At 63.1% G+C, this 16627-nt stretch carries 16 protein-coding genes; 5 read left to right on the forward strand and 11 right to left on the reverse strand.

Translation table 11 applies throughout. From position 1 onward, the window contains the following. The first annotated feature begins 99 nt into the window (after window positions 1-99). Both ACIQ3Q_RS17730 and ACIQ3Q_RS17735 read left to right on the forward strand, forming a co-directional pair. Window positions 100-801 carry a response regulator transcription factor gene (locus ACIQ3Q_RS17730; protein WP_396270505.1) on the forward strand — a complete coding sequence of 234 codons (702 nt, stop codon included), beginning with the start codon at window positions 100-102 and terminating at the stop codon, window positions 799-801. Further along, window positions 798-2990 carry a sensor histidine kinase gene (locus ACIQ3Q_RS17735; RefSeq protein WP_396270506.1) on the forward strand — a complete coding sequence of 731 codons (2193 nt, stop codon included), beginning with the start codon at window positions 798-800 and terminating at the stop codon, window positions 2988-2990. The genes ACIQ3Q_RS17730 and ACIQ3Q_RS17735 overlap by 4 nt, the downstream gene beginning before the upstream one ends. 258 nt (window positions 2991-3248) lie before the next feature. On the opposite strand, the gene ACIQ3Q_RS17740 is transcribed toward ACIQ3Q_RS17735, so the two are convergent. Then, the gene (locus ACIQ3Q_RS17740) at window positions 3249-4112 is read right to left on the reverse strand and encodes a fumarylacetoacetate hydrolase family protein (protein WP_396270521.1); all 864 of its coding nucleotides are present in this window, start codon (window positions 4110-4112) and stop codon (window positions 3249-3251) included. 141 nt (window positions 4113-4253) lie between these two features. Between ACIQ3Q_RS17740 and ACIQ3Q_RS17745 the strand changes: the two genes are divergently transcribed. Then, on the forward strand, window positions 4254-5060 hold the full coding sequence (locus ACIQ3Q_RS17745; RefSeq protein WP_396270507.1) for a Crp/Fnr family transcriptional regulator: 807 nt from the start codon (window positions 4254-4256) through the stop codon (window positions 5058-5060). A gap of 73 nt (window positions 5061-5133) precedes the next feature. On the opposite strand, the gene ACIQ3Q_RS17750 is transcribed toward ACIQ3Q_RS17745, so the two are convergent. The 6 genes from ACIQ3Q_RS17750 to ACIQ3Q_RS17775 all read right to left on the reverse strand — a co-directional run bounded on the left by ACIQ3Q_RS17750 (window position 5134) and on the right by ACIQ3Q_RS17775 (window position 12098). Further along, window positions 5134-5679: a chemotaxis protein CheW gene (locus ACIQ3Q_RS17750; RefSeq protein WP_396270508.1), complete on the reverse strand. Its 546-nt coding sequence runs from the start codon at window positions 5677-5679 to the stop codon at window positions 5134-5136. An 83-nt stretch (window positions 5680-5762) separates the two neighbouring features. Next, window positions 5763-7526, reverse strand: a complete 1764-nt coding sequence (locus ACIQ3Q_RS17755) for a methyl-accepting chemotaxis protein (protein WP_396270509.1) — start codon at window positions 7524-7526, stop codon at window positions 5763-5765. Between the two features lie 31 nt (window positions 7527-7557). Next, entirely contained in the window at window positions 7558-8919 is a 1362-nt protein-coding gene (locus tag ACIQ3Q_RS17760; protein ID WP_396270510.1) for an MCP four helix bundle domain-containing protein, read from the reverse strand. A gap of 95 nt (window positions 8920-9014) precedes the next feature. Then, window positions 9015-11186: a chemotaxis protein CheA gene (locus ACIQ3Q_RS17765; protein WP_396270511.1), complete on the reverse strand. Its 2172-nt coding sequence runs from the start codon at window positions 11184-11186 to the stop codon at window positions 9015-9017. Between the two features lie 42 nt (window positions 11187-11228). Beyond that, the gene (locus ACIQ3Q_RS17770) at window positions 11229-11591 is read right to left on the reverse strand and encodes a response regulator (RefSeq protein WP_396270512.1); all 363 of its coding nucleotides are present in this window, start codon (window positions 11589-11591) and stop codon (window positions 11229-11231) included. Window positions 11592-11636: 45 nt separating this feature from the next. Then, entirely contained in the window at window positions 11637-12098 is a 462-nt protein-coding gene (locus ACIQ3Q_RS17775) for a hypothetical protein (protein ID WP_396270513.1), read from the reverse strand. Between the two features lie 214 nt (window positions 12099-12312). On the opposite strand from ACIQ3Q_RS17775, the gene ACIQ3Q_RS17780 reads away from it, so the two are divergent. Both ACIQ3Q_RS17780 and ACIQ3Q_RS17785 read left to right on the forward strand, forming a co-directional pair. Next, the gene (locus ACIQ3Q_RS17780; protein WP_396270514.1) at window positions 12313-13464 is read left to right on the forward strand and encodes a histidine kinase; all 1152 of its coding nucleotides are present in this window, start codon (window positions 12313-12315) and stop codon (window positions 13462-13464) included. Then, window positions 13461-14096 (forward strand): response regulator, encoded by a 636-nt coding sequence (locus tag ACIQ3Q_RS17785; RefSeq protein WP_396270515.1) that lies wholly within the window; start codon window positions 13461-13463, stop codon window positions 14094-14096. Before ACIQ3Q_RS17780 ends, ACIQ3Q_RS17785 begins: the two co-directional genes overlap by 4 nt. On the opposite strand, the gene ACIQ3Q_RS17790 is transcribed toward ACIQ3Q_RS17785, so the two are convergent. The 4 genes from ACIQ3Q_RS17790 to ACIQ3Q_RS17805 all read right to left on the reverse strand — a co-directional run bounded on the left by ACIQ3Q_RS17790 (window position 14056) and on the right by ACIQ3Q_RS17805 (window position 16520). After that, complete coding sequence (locus ACIQ3Q_RS17790) at window positions 14056-14910, reverse strand: class I SAM-dependent methyltransferase (RefSeq protein WP_396270516.1); 855 nt, start codon at window positions 14908-14910, stop codon at window positions 14056-14058. The two genes, ACIQ3Q_RS17785 and ACIQ3Q_RS17790, sit on opposite strands and share 41 nt — an antisense overlap. After that, entirely contained in the window at window positions 14904-15431 is a 528-nt protein-coding gene (locus tag ACIQ3Q_RS17795) for a type II secretion system protein (protein ID WP_396270517.1), read from the reverse strand. Before ACIQ3Q_RS17795 ends, ACIQ3Q_RS17790 begins: the two co-directional genes overlap by 7 nt. Before the next feature lie 100 nt (window positions 15432-15531). Continuing rightward, the gene (locus ACIQ3Q_RS17800; RefSeq protein ID WP_396270518.1) at window positions 15532-16038 is read right to left on the reverse strand and encodes a YqhA family protein; all 507 of its coding nucleotides are present in this window, start codon (window positions 16036-16038) and stop codon (window positions 15532-15534) included. A gap of 218 nt (window positions 16039-16256) precedes the next feature. Beyond that, a complete protein-coding gene (locus ACIQ3Q_RS17805; protein WP_396270519.1) occupies window positions 16257-16520 on the reverse strand; it encodes a DUF86 domain-containing protein in 264 nt (87 codons plus the stop codon). Window positions 16521-16627 lie beyond the last annotated feature (107 nt).

Consider the following 16627-nt stretch of genomic DNA (forward strand, 5'->3'; position numbering starts at 1 on the left):
CGGCGCCGGGAGGCTTTGCGGCAGTTCTGCGGCGGCTTTCTTTCGGGGCCGGAAGAAATCTTCACAGGCGCTGGCGCCGTGCCTCCTGATAATGAGCGCATGACCCTGATTGCCGTGATCGAAGACGATGCGCCCACCAGCCAGCAGTTGCGGGCTTGGATTGCAGCGGCCCGCCCCGACGCCCAGGTGCACGCCTGGTTCAACCGCGACGAGGCCGAGGCCGCGCTGCTGCGCGAGCGCTATGACCTGGTGCTGATGGACATTGAACTGGGCCGCGAGCGCAATGCCGGGGTGGCCCTGATCAACACCCTGAACAAGCACCGGCCGGGCACGCCCGTGCTGGTGGTCTCGGCCATGCCGGCGGCCATCTACCGCAGCATCATGAAGGCGCTGGATGCCTGGGACTATTTGCAAAAAACCACCTTCGAAGAGGCCGACTTCATCGAGACCCTGCTCGACATCCTGCGCGCCACCAAAGACCGCACCCACAGTGCACCTCCTGCTGCCACTACTGCCGCGCCTGAATTGGTGCTGGACCCGCTGCGCCAGGGCAGCGCGCTGTGGCGCGGCCAGCGCATCAACCTGCCGCTGACGGCCCAGCGCATCTTGGCCGCGCTGGTGCAACGCAAAGGTGAGGTGGTGAGCTACGAAGAGCTGTATCAGGTGGTCAAGAGCGGCCGCAACCGCGACAACATCCGCAAGCATGTCAGCACCATCCGCGACGCCTTTCGCGAGCTGGACGAGGGCTTTGAGGCCATCGAGAACATTCCCATGCGTGGCTTTCGCTGGAGCGGGCCGTGAGCGAGCCGAGCTCCGCCGCGGCCACCCAGGCGGGTGCGGAGTCGCTCTGGACGCGTGGCAGCCAGCTGCTGCTGCCCACCCGCATTCCGCTGCGGCTGCGGGTGTTCTTTCGCGGTGCGTTTGCACTGCTGGCGCTGGCCACCGTGGGCTTGGCGCTCTCGGTGCTGATCGAAGAGAAGATCCAGGGCCTGCAAGCCTATACCCAGGGCTTTGCCAAGACCTTGGGCCAGATCAGCGCCCGCCTGCGCCACCCCACGGGCCAGTTGGCCCTGCTCAACCCGAGCATGGCGCCTCAGCCGGGTGTGGGCTTGCGTCCGGTGGTGCTACCGTTCTCCGCCATCGACTTTGACGACCGCAGCAAGGTGCAGCAAGCCGTGGAGATGGCGGGCTGTGGCGTGCGCTATGCCTTGCCCGGCGGCCAAGAAGCGCAGCTGTGCGTGGCCATCGGCAGCAGCCCTTTGGCGGGCGGGTTCATCTATGCCGTGGGCAGCGTGCCCAGCCCCGCCTTGGTGGCCCGGCGTGTGGGCGAGCGCGACCTGAGCGCTGCGCACCGCGTGCGGGTGACCCTGCAGATGCGCGGTCAGACCTCGCGCTGGATGGCGCCTTTTGAGGCGGGTGCTGAGCCCCTGGCTGCAGGCAGCAGCTTGGCCCAGCGCGGTCGCCTGACCGGCTTTGTGGAGGAGGAGGACGGCCAGACCGCCGACAAGCCGGTGCGGGATTTTCGCGGCTGGCTCTGGCGCGACCTGCGCTGCTTAGGGCCTGTGGCCGCTCCTGCGGCTTCGGCGGCGTCAGCATCAGTGGACCAGCCCGAGGACTGCCTGCGCCAAGCCTTTTTCTCAGTGCGTTTGCCGGTAGAAGTCTTCCGGGACGACCTGCAGTTGCGCCGCTCGCAAGTGGTGTGGCCGCCGGTGGACCTGGACCGCATGCTGCTGAGGGTGCAGGTGCTGCCGCCCGGTGCCGACAGTGCCCCCTTGTTTGACAGCGCCCAGGGCGAGCCCACGGCGCCTTTTTCGCTGCAAGCTTTGCAGAGCTTGCTCTTGCCAGGTGAGACGCTGAACACCCGCAGTGCCAGTGGGGCCCAGGTGGCCGAGCTGAGTGGCCAACTTGACAAGGAGCCCAGCGCACCGTTGATGGACGCCCTGATCCGCCGCTTACCGTTGGAGGGCTATGACACGCCTTTGGTGGCGCGCGAGACCATCACCACCAGCCTGGGCCGTTACGAGCTGACACTGACCGGCGATGTGCGCAGCGTCAACCGCCAACTCAGCGTCGTCGCCACGCGGGTGGTCGGCTTTGTGGGCGCGATGCTGCTGGCCGTGTTGCTGACCTGGCTGGCCATTGAGCTGCGCATCATCCGGCGCATCACGGTGCTCACGCAGCGCGCAGCCCGGGTGTCGCATGAGGTCAAAGGCCCGGCCGGTGAAATCCGGCTCGATGTGGCCGACCTGCGCGGTGCGGACGAGCTGGGCTTGTTGGCAGGCACTTTGGGCGACCTGATGCAGCGCGTGAACGACGATGTGCGGCGCGAGCACCTGCGCGCGCAGCAAGAGAAGGACCAATGGCATGCCGTGGGCCACGAAATCATGTCGCCGCTGCAGTCGCTGATGGCCTTGCATGGCAGCGCCGAAGACCCCAGCCATCGCTATATCCAGCGCATGCAGCAGGCCATCAAGGTGCTCTACGGCCAGGCTTCACCCACCGAAGCCTTTGAAGCCACCACACTGGGCGTGCAGGCCTTGGACATTAGCGCCTTCTTGCGCCAGGTGGCTGAAAACGCGCCGCACGCTGGCATTGAGCAAGTGCGCTTGGACGCCCCCGTGTCAGACGCGCCGCTGTGGGTGCGGGCGGACGAGTACGCGCTTGAAGACGTAGTGACCCATGTGCTCAGCAATGCAGACCGGTACCGGCGTCCTGGTACCGCCATTGAGTTGCAGTTGATGACTACAGCTCAGGGTATGGCGGTGCATGTTCGCAATCAAGGGCCGCAGGTCCCCGACGAGTTGCTGGAGCGGGTGTTTGACTATGGGGTGTCTGCCGAAGCCGCCACGCCGGGTGATGGCCGCGAAGGGAGCCATCGCGGCCAAGGCTTGTTTGTGGCCCGCACCTATATGGCCAAGATGGGCGGCACCATCAGCCTGCACAACACGCCCGACGGGGTGACGGTGAGCCTGGGGTTGTTGCGGGCTTAACCACAGGGCGGTGATGCAGTTCCGTGCAGTAAGTCCTAGGAAAACCCCGCCCCACGTTTGCAGGGCAAAACCCCCGCATCTCGTCACATCACCGTCACGAAATGCTTGCACAATGGCCTCACTGCGACAAAAACAACCGACCGCACCAATGGGCGGAACCCGGAACCCGTGACCGGAGTCTCAGTGACCGCTGGCTTGTTAGCTCTGCGGTAAGCCCAGGGCCACGTCAGTGGCCCTTTGCTTTTTTTGGGTGTGTTTTCAGGCCAAGAGTGCCGGGTCCCAGGCGTGCACCGTGTGGGCCTGCTCGCCCAAGCCCGCCACACCCAAGCGCATCTGGTCGCCCGGCTTCAGGTACACCGGCGTGGGTTTGATGCCCATGCCCACGCCGGGCGGCGTGCCGGTGCTGATCAAGTCGCCGGGCTGCAGCGTCATGAAACGGCTGACATAACTGACGATCTGCGCCACGCTGAACACCATGGTGCGCGTGTTGCCGCTCTGCAGGCGCTGGCCGTTGAGCTCCAGCCACAGGTCTAGCGCCTGCGGGTCGGGCACCTCATCCGCCGTCACCAACCAGGGGCCGACTGGGCCAAAGGTGTCGCAACCCTTGCCTTTGTCCCAGGTGCCGCCACGCTCCAACTGGTAGGCGCGCTCAGACACATCGTTGACCACGCAGTAGCCGGCCACATGCGCCAGGGCGTCTGCTTCGCTGACATGGCGGGCGGTGCGGCCGATGACCACGCCCAACTCCACCTCCCAGTCGCTGCGGGTGGAGTCGGGTGGCAGTACCGTCGGGTCATTCGGCCCGCAGAGGCAACTGATGGCCTTCATGAAGATCACCGGCTCGGCCGGCAGGGGCAGCCCGGCTTCGGCCGCATGGTCGGCATAGTTCAGGCCGATGCAGATGAACTTGCCCAGGCCCGACCACGGCACATCCAAGCGCCCCGGGGCGGCCACCAGCGGCAGGGCGCCGGCGTTCAGTGCACGCAAGGCGGCCAGGCCTGCGGGGGACAGCGTTTGGGGGGTGATGTCGGGCAGCAAGCCACCGAGGTCGCGCACCTGGCCTTGGGCATCCAACAAGGCCGGGCGTGTGGCCCCCGGTGGTCCATAGCGGAGTAACTTCATGCGCTGAAGGTTAGCGGATTTGAGGCGGATCGACCTTGCTGCACAGCGTGGCTCGGGGCGGTGGTGGGTCTTGATCTGGCGCAACTCCTGCGGCCAGCGGCTCATGGACAGTCTGCAAAACTGCCCGACGCGAGAGATCTCATGGACCATTCCCCCGCCAGCCCTGTTGGATTCGCCACTGTGGATGAGCGCGCCCCGCTGACCCGCGCCCGTGTACGGATGCGCCGAGCCTTAGCCTCAGCCACCAGTCGCACCCCAGAAGCGGCGCCCCTGCCCAATGTGGAAGACTGGTCTGTGTTGTTCCAAGGCCCGCCCATCAGTGCGGCGGAGGCTGCTGCGCTGAACCGCGTTGCCCAGGTGGGCACGGTCGCGCAAGGCAGCCTTGTCTTCAGCCGCCAGCAGGTGGCGCAAAGCGTTTTTTGGGTCAGCCAGGGGGATGTGGCCTTGGGTGTGCACCAAGGCGACGGCAGCTTTCGGATCGAACACCATTTGCACGGCCCGGCCTGGCTGGACGCCAGTGCCGGCTGGCTGTGCGTGCCGCATGCCCAAGACGCCCAGGCGCTCTCGGCTGCGACGGTGGTGCAAATGCCCTGCGCCGCACTGCGGGCCGTGTTTGAGCGCTCACCCGCGCTGTCTCAGCGCATGGTGGTGTCTTTGGCGCGAGAGGTGCGGGGGCTGGCCTTAGCCTCTCAGGCTTTGTTGCATCAAGATGCCCCGGCGCGCTTGGCGGCGTGGCTGATGTCGCTGTGCCGTCCGGCAGGGCCGGAGGCCAGCCATGGCGTGGTCGCCCTGCCCATGCGCAAGCGTGATATCGCGTCTCAGTTGGCGATCACCCCGGAGACGCTGTCGCGGCTGATGCGCAACTTGGCCGACCAAGGCGTGATTCGGGTCGATGGCTACACCGTCCATGTGCTAGACATCCCCGCGTTGGCCCGACGCGGCGTGTGACGCAAGAAAGCCCTGGGGCGTCTGCCGCAGGGCTTTGCAAAGAGGCCGCAGCGAGTGGCCTGGGTTTTCTTGATCAGCCGATGCTGTCGATCAGACCCATGTCGGCCGAGCTCATCAGGGCTTGGATGTCCATCAGGATCAACATGCGCTCGCCCACATTGGCAATGCCCGTCAGGTAAGACATGTCCACCTGGTTGTTCATCTCGGGCGCCGGCTTGATGGCTTCGCGAGACAACTCCAGCACGTCCGACACCGAATCCACCACGGCGCCGACCACGCGGCCCCGGATATTGAGCACGATCACCACGGTGAAGGCATTGAAGTCGGCCGTGTCGCAGCCCAGCTTCACCCGCAAGTCGATGATGGGCACGATCACGCCGCGCAGATTGACCACACCTTTTAAGAAGGAGGGCGAGTTGGCAATGCGGGTGGGCTGCTCGTAGGAGCGGATTTCCTGCACGCGCAGGATGTCGATGCCGTATTCCTCGCCGCCTAGGCGGAAGGTCAGGTATTCGCCATGTGCGGCTGAAGCGCCAGCCGGCGCTCGGCCGCGCGAACCCGGCAATGCACGATCGGCCTCTTGGCGGGCAGCGAGGGGGGCTTCAGCAATCATGTCCATGGTCGATCCTTAGTGGCGGGCGGCGGAAGGGGTGAATCTCAAGATGGCGTGTTATCGGCACGTCAGTGAAGGCATTCAAGGGCTCAAAATGTTTCCCAGTCACTGTCGTCAGCAGCGGCTTTGGGAGCTGGGCTAGCCAGAGGGGCGGACGCGGGGCGGGCCGGTGCGGGCGCAGGCTTTGCAGCGTGGGCCAGCACCTGCTTTGCAGCGGCCTCATGGGCGGCGAGGGTAGGCATAGGTGGTTGCGGGTTGTAGGCAGCCGCGCTGGCGCCGCTGCCGCTAGGGGCATCACCCAACTGGAAGGCGGACACCGCCGAGATCAATAGCTCGGTCTGCGAGCGCATGCTGGCCGCTGCGGCGGCGCCTTGCTCCACCAGGGCCGCGTTTTGCTGCGTCATTTGGTCCAGCTCAGCCACCGAGGTGTTGACCTCGCTGATGCCCTTGCTTTGCTCCACGGCCGCCGAAGAAATCTCGCCAATGATGTCGCTGACGCGATTCACCGACGACACCAGCTCGTCAATGGCGGCGCCGGCCACCCCCACCAGGCGGGCGCCGGTCTCCACCTTCTCGACCGAGCCGCCGATCAGCGACTTGATCTCGCGGGCCGCTTCAGCCGAGCGCTGGGCTAGCGAACGCACTTCACCGGCCACCACGGCAAAGCCACGGCCTTGCTCGCCCGCGCGGGCAGCTTCGACGGCGGCATTCAGCGCCAAGATATTGGTTTGGAAGGCAATGCCGTCGATCACGCTGGTGATGTCGGCAATCTTGCGGCTGGCGCCTGAGATTTCTGCCATGTTGGACACCACCTCGGCCACCACCTTGCCTCCGCGTTGGGCTGCTTCGGCGGCCGAGGCCGCGAGTTGGTTGGCCTGAGTGGCCGACTCGGCGCTGTGCTGCACCGTGCTGGTCAGCTCTTCCATGGCGCTGGCGGTGCGCTGCAGGTTGCTGGCGGTCTGCTCCGTGCGTTGGCTCAGGTCGAGGTTGCCAGAGGCCACCTCCGTGCTGGCCAGGTGAATGCTGTGAGAGCCGTCTCGTACCTTCCCCACCACGCCGCGCAGCGAACTGCGCATGTGATCCAGGGCGGTCATGAAGTCATGCACCTCATCACGGCCTTGGTCGGCCGCCACGGCGTTCAAGTCACCCTCGGCCATGCGCTGGGCTTGAGCGGCCGCGTCGTTCAGCGGGCGAGTGACCGAGCGGGCCACGTTCACCATCAGCCACATCGCCATCACCATCAACAACAAGGCACTGCCCGCGCGGAAATTGGATTGCATCTGCCCCTGTTCGCGCTGTTGAGCGCGGAGTTGGGTGATGCTGTCTTGGGTGGCAGTGGCCCGGGCGCCCAGCGAAGTGCGAGCCTGGTTCAGCGAAGGCTGGGCGCGGCTGATGTAGGCGTAGCCTGCATTGGCATCAATCTTGGCGTCCACCACCTTCTGCAATACGGGCTCCACCTCGGCCGCATAGGCCTTAAAGGCAGCCAAACCGTCGGTGACTTGGGTGGTGCGCTGGGCGTCGCTGCTGTCAGCGACTTTGGCGGCCTCCAACAATTCGCTGGCTGTTTTGACTTGTTTTGCCCAAGCGGCCTTTTGTTCGGCGGCTTCGACGGCATTGTTGGCCGTCAACAGCACGGCTTGTTCCATTCTGGCCATGCGCTCCAGAGACGCCAAGACGGTGCTGCTGTCTTGTTGGGTGTCCATCTGCCACTTCAGCATTTGGTCGGCCTGGCTCTGTACTTCCTTATAGGCCAAGGCAGCCCAGGCGCCCAGACCCACCAGCACCAAGCTGATCAGGCCCATGGCGCCGATCAGGCGTTTTTGAATGGACAGTTGGCGAAGTAGTTGAATCATGATTGGCGACAACTTCGGGTCAGTCAGGGAGTTATGCGGCCACCCGGAATCGGGCGACCACCGCATTCAAGCGCTCAGCTTGGTCGCGCAAGCTCTCCGCTGCTGCGGCACTTTGTTCGACCAAGGCGGCGTTCTGTTGGGGCATTTGATCCAGTTGGCTGACAGCACCATTGACTTGGCTGATGCCGTCGCTCTGCTGGGCTGTGGTCTGGGTGATGCCTTGAATGGTTTCGGTGACACGCTGCACCGATTGCACGATGTCGGTCATGGTGGTGCCCGCGTCTTGCACCAGACGGGTGCCGCCGTCGATGCGCTCGACCGAAGCTTGGAGCAACGTTTTGATCTCGCCCATGGTGTTGACGACATCCGCCACCACGCCGCCACCTTGCTGGGCGACGCCGGAGGCCTGTTGAGCCAATTGGTTGGCCTGGCGGGCGTTGTCCGCATTGTTTTTGACCGTCGATCCAAGTTCTTCCATCGAGGAGGCGGTTTGCTGCAGGGAAGAGGCTTGCTCTTCGGTGCGTTGGCTTAAGTCTTGGGTGCCTTGCGCAATCTGTGCGCTGGCTGTCGCCACGGCTTCAGCGTTCACCCGGACCGTTCCCACCACATCACTCAAGCGTTGGCTCATGGTGCCTAAGCTGCGCATGAGCACGGCCATTTCGTTGCGGCCCTCAGCTTGGATGGAGTAGGAGCGGTCACCCTGAGCGACCGCCCCTGAGAGAGCCAGGGCCTCTTTCATGGGGGTGGTGATGCTGCGCACCAGCCACCAAGACATGACCACACTGAGCAGCACCGCGATGATCAAGCCGCTGACCAGCAAGGTAATCTCCGATGCGGTTTCCTCGTGGACCTCTGCGGCCGCTGTGTCCAGCATTGCCTTTTGCTGAGTAGTCAGCTTGTCCATCGCCTCGATGTAGGCCAGTTGGGTGATGCGTGTCTTTTCCAGGAGTTGTTTGCGAGCACCGTCCTTGTCACCCTTGGCCACCAGGCCCATGAACTCGTCGAGATCCTGAGTGAAGTTCGCCTTGACCTTCATCAGTTCGGCCAGGGCGGTCTTGCCTTCAGTACTGACAATGGTGGCCTCCAAGGCCTCGGCATATTTTTTGATGTTGGCACGGCTGCTGTCTATCTCTTGACGCTGCTTGGCCACATCCGCTTCGTTGTCCATGATCAGCATATTGCGTGTTGATCGGGCAATCTCATTGAGCTCGGTCTCCCACTCCACCAGTGTGAAGACCTTGGGCAAGTAGTTGCCCTGCACCTGCTTAAACTCTGATTCCGTGCTCCTGGCGGACGCAATCGAAATGATCACGATAACCGCCGTGATCGTCATTTGCAGGCCGAAGGCCAGTGCCATCCTGGGTGCCAGCTTGAGGTTGTTCACAAAGGACATTTGGTTCTCAGTGGTGCCTACCCGCTGCAACTGGTATGCGAGGGCACAGGGGTATGAGCCGTGCAGCGCCAGGGAAGTGCAGCGAGAGGTTTGGCTCAGTGCAGCTTGCGGCGCACCAGTGCGCCAATGTCGAGAATCAGGGCTACTCGGCCATCGCCCATGATGGTGGCACCTGACACGTCATTGACCTTGCGGTAATTGGCTTCGAGGTTCTTGACCACCACCTGTTGCTGGCCGAGCAACTCGTCCACCAGCAGCGCCATGCGCCCGCCTTCGGCCTCCACCACCACCATGATGTTGGAGACGTTTTCAAAGTCGAAGCGCGGCACATGGAAGACTTTTTCCAGCTCAATCACCGGCATGAACTCGTCGCGCACCTCTACCACGCGACCCGAGCCGCCGATGGTTTTGATCATGGTTTCTTCCACCTGGAAGGACTCGACCACCGAAGACAGCGGCAGGATGTAGACCTCGTCGCCCACGCCGATGCTCATGCCGTCCATGATGGCCAGGGTCAGTGGTAGCCGCACCTTGACGCTCATGCCGTAGCCCTCGGCAGAGTCGATGTCCACGGTGCCACCCAGTGAGGTGATGTTCTTCTTCACCACGTCCATGCCGACACCGCGACCCGAAACATCGGTGACTTGATCGGCCGTCGAGAAGCCCGGCGCAAAGATCAGGCCATAGACCTCTTGGTCCGTCATGCTGTCTGGTGCGTCAATACCCCGTTCGCGGGCTTTCTTCAGCAGTTTCTCGCGGGACAGGCCGCGGCCATCGTCGCGCACCTCGATGACGATAGAGCCGCCTTGATGCGAGGCGATCAACGTCACCGTGCCGTGCTCTGGCTTGCCCTTGGCCAAGCGCTCGTTGGGCTGTTCAATGCCGTGGTCGCAGCTGTTGCGCACCAAGTGCGTCAGCGGGTCGGTGATCTTTTCGACCAGGCCCTTATCCAGCTCGGTCGCTTCACCTTGGGTGACCAGTTCGACCTTCTTGCCCAGCTTGGCCGCCAGGTCACGCAGCATGCGTGGGAAGCGGTTGAAGACCATGGACATGGGAATCATGCGGATCGACATCACCGCTTCTTGCAGGTCGCGGGTGTTACGTTCCAAGTCGGCCAAGCCAGAGAGCAACTGCTGCGATACGCCTTCCTCGACGCTGCGGCTGTTTTGCGCCAGCATGGCCTGGGTGATTACGAGCTCGCCCACCAAATTGATGAGCTGGTCCACCTTCTCCACCGAGACGCGCAAGGTGGTGGAGTCTGGCCCTTGGGCCGCACCGCGAGCTTCTACCTTGGCGGCGGGCTTGGCCGCGGCGGCGGCCGCAGGTGCGGGTGCTGCGACAGCGCTGGCCGCTGCGCTGGGCACCGGGGCGCTGTGGTTGGCCTCTAAGCCAGGCGCACCGGGTGCGTCGTCGAAGAAGCCGTAGCCCAGCTGTGGGGCGGACGCTGGAGCAGGGCTGGCATCGGCTTGCGGCGCGCCCGGCGCGCCGTCATGGAAGCCATAGCCAGGGCCATAAGCTTTGAGTTGGAGCTTGTCGCGATCCACATGGAAGGTGAACAAGTCCAACAGGTCGTCGTCGCTGGCGGTGGTGGTGATCTTGAAGCGGCGTACGCCGTCGGCGGCGCGTCCCGCATCCAAGGGCTCTATCGTGCCCAACGCGGTGATCTCCTTGAAGAGATCAAACAAACTGTCGGCCTGATCGGGTTGCTCCAGCGGGCCTACGGTTAAGTCCAGCACGCGGTTGCCTGCCGGTGCGCTGGGGCTGGGGGCGACCTGCGCTGGGGCTTCGGCCACGGGCACGGAGGCCACAGGGGCTGGTGCTGGCGCGGCAGCCACCGGCTCACCGGCGCCTTCAGCCATGGCGCGAATGCGACCTACCAATTCAGAGGTGTCGATGGGATCACCGCCGCCGCCTTGGTGGCGGCTGAGCATGAACTTGAGGGCATCCCCGGAGGCCAGCAGCACGTCCACCATCGCCGAGGTGGGTTGCAGCTCATGGCGGCGCAGCTTGTCCAGCAGCGTCTCCATGTGATGGGTCAGTTCGGCCACGTCAGAGAAGCCAAATGTGGCCGCCCCACCTTTGACGGAGTGGGCGCAACGGAAGATGGCATTCAGCTCTTCATCATCCGCCGCGCTGACATCCAGCTCCAGGAGCTTTTGCTCCATCTGTTCCAGGTTTTCGCCCGCCTCTTCAAAGAAGACTTGGTAGAACTGGCTGAGGTCAATGCCGGCACTTGCGCTGGCGCTGTCTTGTGAGGTCTCGCCCATGAGGTCTGGCTCCAAAAAGAGAGGTGTCTGCCCGTGCCCGCGTCAGCGGATGACCTTGCCGATCACTTCGATCAGCTTGGCCGGGTCAAAGGGCTTCACCAGCCATCCGGTGGCACCGGCGGCACGGCCTGCTTGCTTCATTTGATCGCTGGACTCGGTGGTCAGGATCAGAATGGGCGTGGTTTGAAACTTGGGGTTCTCGCGCAGCTTCTTGGTCAGGCTGATGCCGTCCATGCGAGGCATGTTCTGGTCGGTCAGCACCAGGTTGAAGTCGCGCTGGTTGGCCTTCTCCCAGGCGTCTTGGCCGTCCACCGCCTCAACGACGTTGAAGCCGGCGTTCTTCAAGGTGAAGGTCACCATTTGGCGCATCGAGGGCGAATCGTCAACGGCAAGAATGGAATGCATCGCTTTTCTCCGGGGTTTCTCTGAGTGGGGGCAGGCAGATTGGTGTCAAAACAAGTCGACGGACCCAGCGTCCATCTCGTCTTGTGTCACAGGATTCGGTTTGGTGGGGATCTCTTCGACGATGGTTTCGCCATCTTCGTCATCCCCCATGGCCTCTCGGGCGATCTTGTCGGCACAGCCGCGCAATCGGCGCTGCGTGTGGGTGATCAGTTGGGTGGCCATGTCATGAAACTGCAGTGCGGTGATGGCGCCCGCCAGATCGCGCATGGCCTCGTGCATCTGGCCGCCGTCGTCCACCGGCTGCAGGGCCGCCACCTTCAGCAGGCCCTGTATGTGATGGGTCGCACTGTAAAAGTGACCCGAGAGTGACTCGCTGGCGTCGTCCAGCAAGCGTTGCAGGCGCTCTAAGTCATTCGAGGCCACCATTAGGTGGTCCTGCAGGTCGGTCGCCACCAGCAGCGCGCGCTTGTCAGGTGGTTCCGGAACACTGGCGTCAAGGTTGCACATCGTGGCTCCAGGGGCTGGGATGCCCTGTGGTGTGACAAGTGGCCTTGGCAAAGGCCTTTGGGCCTGCTTTGGGTGGGTGTCGCCCCACAAGGGTGCTAATGGGTATTCTTCGGCAGACTGCCTTTGTCGATTGAGCAGATCACACCCCGATTCACCGTTCATTTCGAAGTAAAGCCAGCGGCCCAGCCGCGCCGGTCTGGGTGATACTTTGACCATGACAGCCTCTGCGCCCCTGCGGACCTTGCGCCTGCTTCATCTCGAAGACTCGGACATGGACCACGAACTCGCCATGGCCCACCTCCGACGAGGTGGCTTGGCGGTGGACTGTGAACGAGTCGACACCGAAGACGCTTTCAGGGCCGCCTTGGCGCAGCGCTGGGATGTCATCTTGTCGGACTACAACATTCCGGGGTTCTCGGGCATCAAGGCCTTGGAGATCGTGCGCGAGTTGGGTGTGACCTCGCCCTTCATCTTGGTGTCAGGCGAGATCGGCGAGGACGTGGCTGTCACCGCCATGCGCAATGGCGCCAGCGACTATTTGCTCAAAGGCAATCTGGCCCGCCTGGGGCCAGCGGTGGAGCATGCCTTTGAGGCGGCGGAGACCCAACGCGCCAAACTGGCCTCAGACCAGGCCTTGGCGGCGTCGCGCCAGCGCCTGTCTGAGCTGGCCCAGCATTTGCAAACCAGTGTGGAGATGGAGCGCGCCGCGATTGCCCGCGAGATCCATGACGACGTAGGCGGCAGCCTCAGCGCCCTGAAGTTTGAGCTGGCTTGGCTGGCGCGCAATGCCGCCAGCACGCCTGAAGTGAAGCTGCGCCTGGACAGCGCCATGGAAACAGTGACCCATGCGCTGGAAGCCAGCCAGCGCATCATGCATAACCTGCGCCCGGCCATTCTGGAGCAAGGCTTAGTGGCCGCGCTGCAGTGGATGGCCAACCGCTTTGAGCGCCGCACGGGCATCTTGTGCGCGTTTCGCACCAGCACCGATAACCCGCAACTGCCGCCCGGCGTGCCCCTGGTGGCCTACCGCACCGCGCAAGAGGCGCTGACCAATGTGTCCAAGCATGCCCAGGCCACGCGCGTCAGCATCGATTTGTCAGTGGCTCAGGGTGTGATGTCGCTTGAAGTGAGCGACAACGGGCGCGGCTTAACCGATACTGACTTGGCCAAGGTCAAAAGCTTTGGCATCCGAGGCTTGCATGAGCGCGCCTCTACCGTGGGCGGCTGGGTTGATCTCTCCAGCGGCGCTGCGGGAACCACCTTGATTCTGTCCATTCCACTCGATGCTGGCGCCGCAGCCGCCGTTGACCACGACGGTTCGCTGCATGAGCCACCGCACGATCCAAGTTCCTGGGGAGACGTATGACTCGCGTGATCATCTGTGACGACCACGCCCTGATCCGTCGCGGCATTCGCGACACCCTCTCAGACGCACCCGACATTGAGGTGATCGGCGAAGTCGGCGACTACGGCGAGCTGCGTAGCCTGCTGCGCACCGAGACCTGCGATGTGCTGGTGCTGGACATCAATATGCCGGGCCGCAGCGGCCTGGATGTGCTGCATGTGCTCAAGGACGAAGGCTCGACCATCAAGGTTTTGGTCGTCAGCATGTACCCCGAAGACCAATACGCCATCCGCGCGCTGAAGGCCGGCGCCTATGGCTATGTCAACAAGGGCGGTGACCCAGCCGCCTTGGTTCAAGCCGTGCGCACCGTGGCACAAGGTCGTAAGTATGTAACGCCAGACATCGCCCAGATGCTGGTCGAAAGCTTGACCACGCCCGACGTGGCCAACGCCCATGAAAAGCTCTCAGACCGTGAGCTGCAAACCTTGGTGATGATTGCCTCGGGCAAGCGCTTGTCGGACATTGCCACCGAGCTGACGCTGTCGCCCAAGACCGTCAGCGTTTACCGCGCCCGCGTGTTGGAAAAGCTGGCACTGGCCAATAACGCCGAACTCACGGTGTATGCAATTCGGAACGGGCTGGTCGGCGAGTAGGCTCGCAACTGACCTTGGCTTGGCAGCTCTTGCCGCAGGCTCGTGCCATGGCGGCGGTACATCGCTTGGGTGCGGTCGTGCCAAACGGCGCTTGATACAGCCACACGGGCTTGCCAGGCACGGTCTCCAGCTTGGTGTGCGGCGTCCAGCCGACCACTTCAAATTCCAGGCTCACCAGCCAGGCGCCAGGGCGCAGCTCGCGTAAAGCCTTATCGCGTGCTTTGGGCATGCTCTCAGGGCGCTGGAACAGATACACCATATCCAGGCTGCTCCAGTCGGTTGCCCAAATGTCGCCGCGCCGCACCTGCGCAAAGCCACAGCGCCAAGCGCAGGCCCAGCGCAGCGGGGCACTCCATTCCAGGCCGCGCAGCTCGACTTGCGGATACTCGCGGCGCAGCGCCAACAGGCCATCGCCCAGACCGCAGCCCGCATCCATGACCTTGGCGCCTGCTGGCAGCGGCAATGCGTGGCCTAGGCCTTCCAGAGCATTCTTGGGTGTGGGAAACAGCGGCGCATCACCCCAGGTGCTGCGTGGGTAGAGCACGGCCAGCACCGCCAGTGGCACCAGCCAGGCCCACGCGGGCCAGGTGCTGATCGCGCCGCCTTGCAGCATCAACCAAGACAGCGGAAAGCCCGCGCCTACCATCAGGCGCCGCCAGCGCTGGCTTTGCAGCAGCGCGATGGACAAAGACCAGCCCACCGCAACGGCCCCCGCCACCCAAGCGTCTACGCCGAAGCGCGGTGCCAAGATCATCAGGGCCCAGGCTGACAGCCAGGTCAGCAAGGCGGGCAGGGGCCAGCGTGGGTTCAACATCCGCTGATGTCCACAGTGACGCTAGGTGCCACCCCAGCGGCCGACGGCGTTCGATAGGTCACGCTGCAGGTCAGCGGGTTGCTAGCACTGGACAGGCCCATGGGCGTGCCGACGACAGCGGGGTAGTTGTAAAGGTCCACAAAGCCCGAGTGGTTCATCAAGGCCGGCAAGCCCCCACCCTGGCCGGTGCGATCATCCCAGGGGTAGCCGTACTGCAGACAGTGAGTGACACCGTTGACCACCACGGTGGAGGCAGCGGTCAAAGGGTAGTAGCCATTGTTGACATTGCACGTCGATGTGGACACCACGCACTTGGCATAGTGTTCCAGGGTCCCTTTCACCGCTGCTTCCATGCCTCGCACAGCTGCAATGCGGGCATCGCTTCGCATATTCATGAACTTGGGCATGGCCACCGCCGCTAAGACGCCCAAGATAACAATCACCATGATCAATTCGATCAAGGTGAACCCTTGTGCTCCAGAGCGCAGCGAGGCAGGCGGGTGGCGAGCGGGCAGCAGCATGACCCCTTTATTCTCAGAGGCTGCCGCTGGCCTAAAGCGTCAAAAAGCGAGGCTTCAACCCGGATGTTTCACCAGGGAACAGGGCGGGGCGAGCGAGTGCTCAATGCTCGCCGCTGGCGGCCTTGGCGTCGTGGCTGCTGTCTCGGGTTAGCCGCTCTGCGAAAGAGATGCCGATGGCCGAGAGCACAAAAGTGAAGTGGATGATGGCAATCATGGTCACCACCTGCACACTGGCCAGGGTCAGATCGCCGCTGAGATAGGTCTTCAAGGCGTGCACGCCCGAGATCGAGATGATGGCAAACGCCAACTTCAGCTTCAGGTTGTAGGTGTTCACATGGTCCAGCCAGTCCGGCTTTTTCATGTCGCTCTTGTCAAAGTGGCCGGTGGTCACAAACAAGGAGACCCCGGCCAAGGCCACCACCCACACCAACTGCGCCACCATGGTCATGTCGACCAGCTCCAACACCTTGATGATCAGGTCGATCTTTTGCAGATCGCCAAACAGCAAGGTGTTCATCAGCTTGTAGGTTTCGATCAGGAACTTGCCCAAGATGCCAAAAATAATGCCGACCAAGCCGACATAGAAGAACAGCATCGTGAACCGCATGCGATACAGCAGCGACCCAACCCCCGACAAAATCTTTTCCACTTTGAACCCTTAAGGTGGCAACGCTTGGCGCAAACAGCAGCCAAGCCAACAGGCAGGATCATAGTGGGCGAAGAGGTAAGAGGCGCCAACAAGTTGACGTCTTCTGAGGCGGAGCCCTTCAGTGCGCCTTGACTGAGGGGTGATCGGCGGTGAGGTGCATGACGTTGCCGATGGCCTTAGTCCGAAGATTCTTGCAGCAAGGCTTGCACTGCCGCCAATAGATCTGGTAGCGCGCTTTGCGTGATGTGCCAGACGGTGGCCGCTTTGATCGTCGCATAACCATGAATCAACTGGTTTCGGAAGGCGACCACTTGAGGAAGATCTGGAATCTTCTTCGCCAAAGCGGGGTCCATCTTGCCGAGTTGATTCAGCGCTTCTCCAATGACCTCGAATTTTCGCTCAACGGCAGCCTGCACTAACGCACTAGGGTCTGTTGACATATAAATCCTACCCGCGTGGGCCCTACAGGCCATGCCAGTCTAGGCGCGCTGCGCCGCCCGCACCTCTGTGCGGGCAAGCGGCGCAACAACGAATGGCGTGGCCTGTA

It is taken from the genome of Ideonella sp., from assembly GCF_044358605.1.
In the GTDB taxonomy this organism is placed as follows: domain Bacteria; phylum Pseudomonadota; class Gammaproteobacteria; order Burkholderiales; family Burkholderiaceae_C; genus Ideonella.

Coding starts and splice junctions, on each gene's coding strand:
- ACIQ3Q_RS17800 (WP_396270518.1), bottom strand. CDS start 16,038: ATGCGGTTCACGATGCTGTTCTTCTATGTCGGCTTGGTCGGCATTATT.
- ACIQ3Q_RS17785 (WP_396270515.1), top strand. CDS start 13,461: ATGACTCGCGTGATCATCTGTGACGACCACGCCCTGATCCGTCGCGGC.
- ACIQ3Q_RS17750 (WP_396270508.1), bottom strand. CDS start 5,679: ATGGACATGATTGCTGAAGCCCCCCTCGCTGCCCGCCAAGAGGCCGAT.
- ACIQ3Q_RS17765 (WP_396270511.1), bottom strand. CDS start 11,186: ATGGGCGAGACCTCACAAGACAGCGCCAGCGCAAGTGCCGGCATTGAC.
- ACIQ3Q_RS17745 (WP_396270507.1), top strand. CDS start 4,254: ATGGACCATTCCCCCGCCAGCCCTGTTGGATTCGCCACTGTGGATGAG.
- ACIQ3Q_RS17780 (WP_396270514.1), top strand. CDS start 12,313: ATGACAGCCTCTGCGCCCCTGCGGACCTTGCGCCTGCTTCATCTCGAA.
- ACIQ3Q_RS17775 (WP_396270513.1), bottom strand. CDS start 12,098: ATGTGCAACCTTGACGCCAGTGTTCCGGAACCACCTGACAAGCGCGCG.
- ACIQ3Q_RS17790 (WP_396270516.1), bottom strand. CDS start 14,910: ATGTTGAACCCACGCTGGCCCCTGCCCGCCTTGCTGACCTGGCTGTCA.
- ACIQ3Q_RS17755 (WP_396270509.1), bottom strand. CDS start 7,526: ATGATTCAACTACTTCGCCAACTGTCCATTCAAAAACGCCTGATCGGC.
- ACIQ3Q_RS17770 (WP_396270512.1), bottom strand. CDS start 11,591: ATGCATTCCATTCTTGCCGTTGACGATTCGCCCTCGATGCGCCAAATG.
- ACIQ3Q_RS17795 (WP_396270517.1), bottom strand. CDS start 15,431: ATGCTGCTGCCCGCTCGCCACCCGCCTGCCTCGCTGCGCTCTGGAGCA.
- ACIQ3Q_RS17805 (WP_396270519.1), bottom strand. CDS start 16,520: ATGTCAACAGACCCTAGTGCGTTAGTGCAGGCTGCCGTTGAGCGAAAA.
- ACIQ3Q_RS17760 (WP_396270510.1), bottom strand. CDS start 8,919: ATGTCCTTTGTGAACAACCTCAAGCTGGCACCCAGGATGGCACTGGCC.
- ACIQ3Q_RS17740 (WP_396270521.1), bottom strand. CDS start 4,112: ATGAAGTTACTCCGCTATGGACCACCGGGGGCCACACGCCCGGCCTTG.
- ACIQ3Q_RS17730 (WP_396270505.1), top strand. CDS start 100: ATGACCCTGATTGCCGTGATCGAAGACGATGCGCCCACCAGCCAGCAG.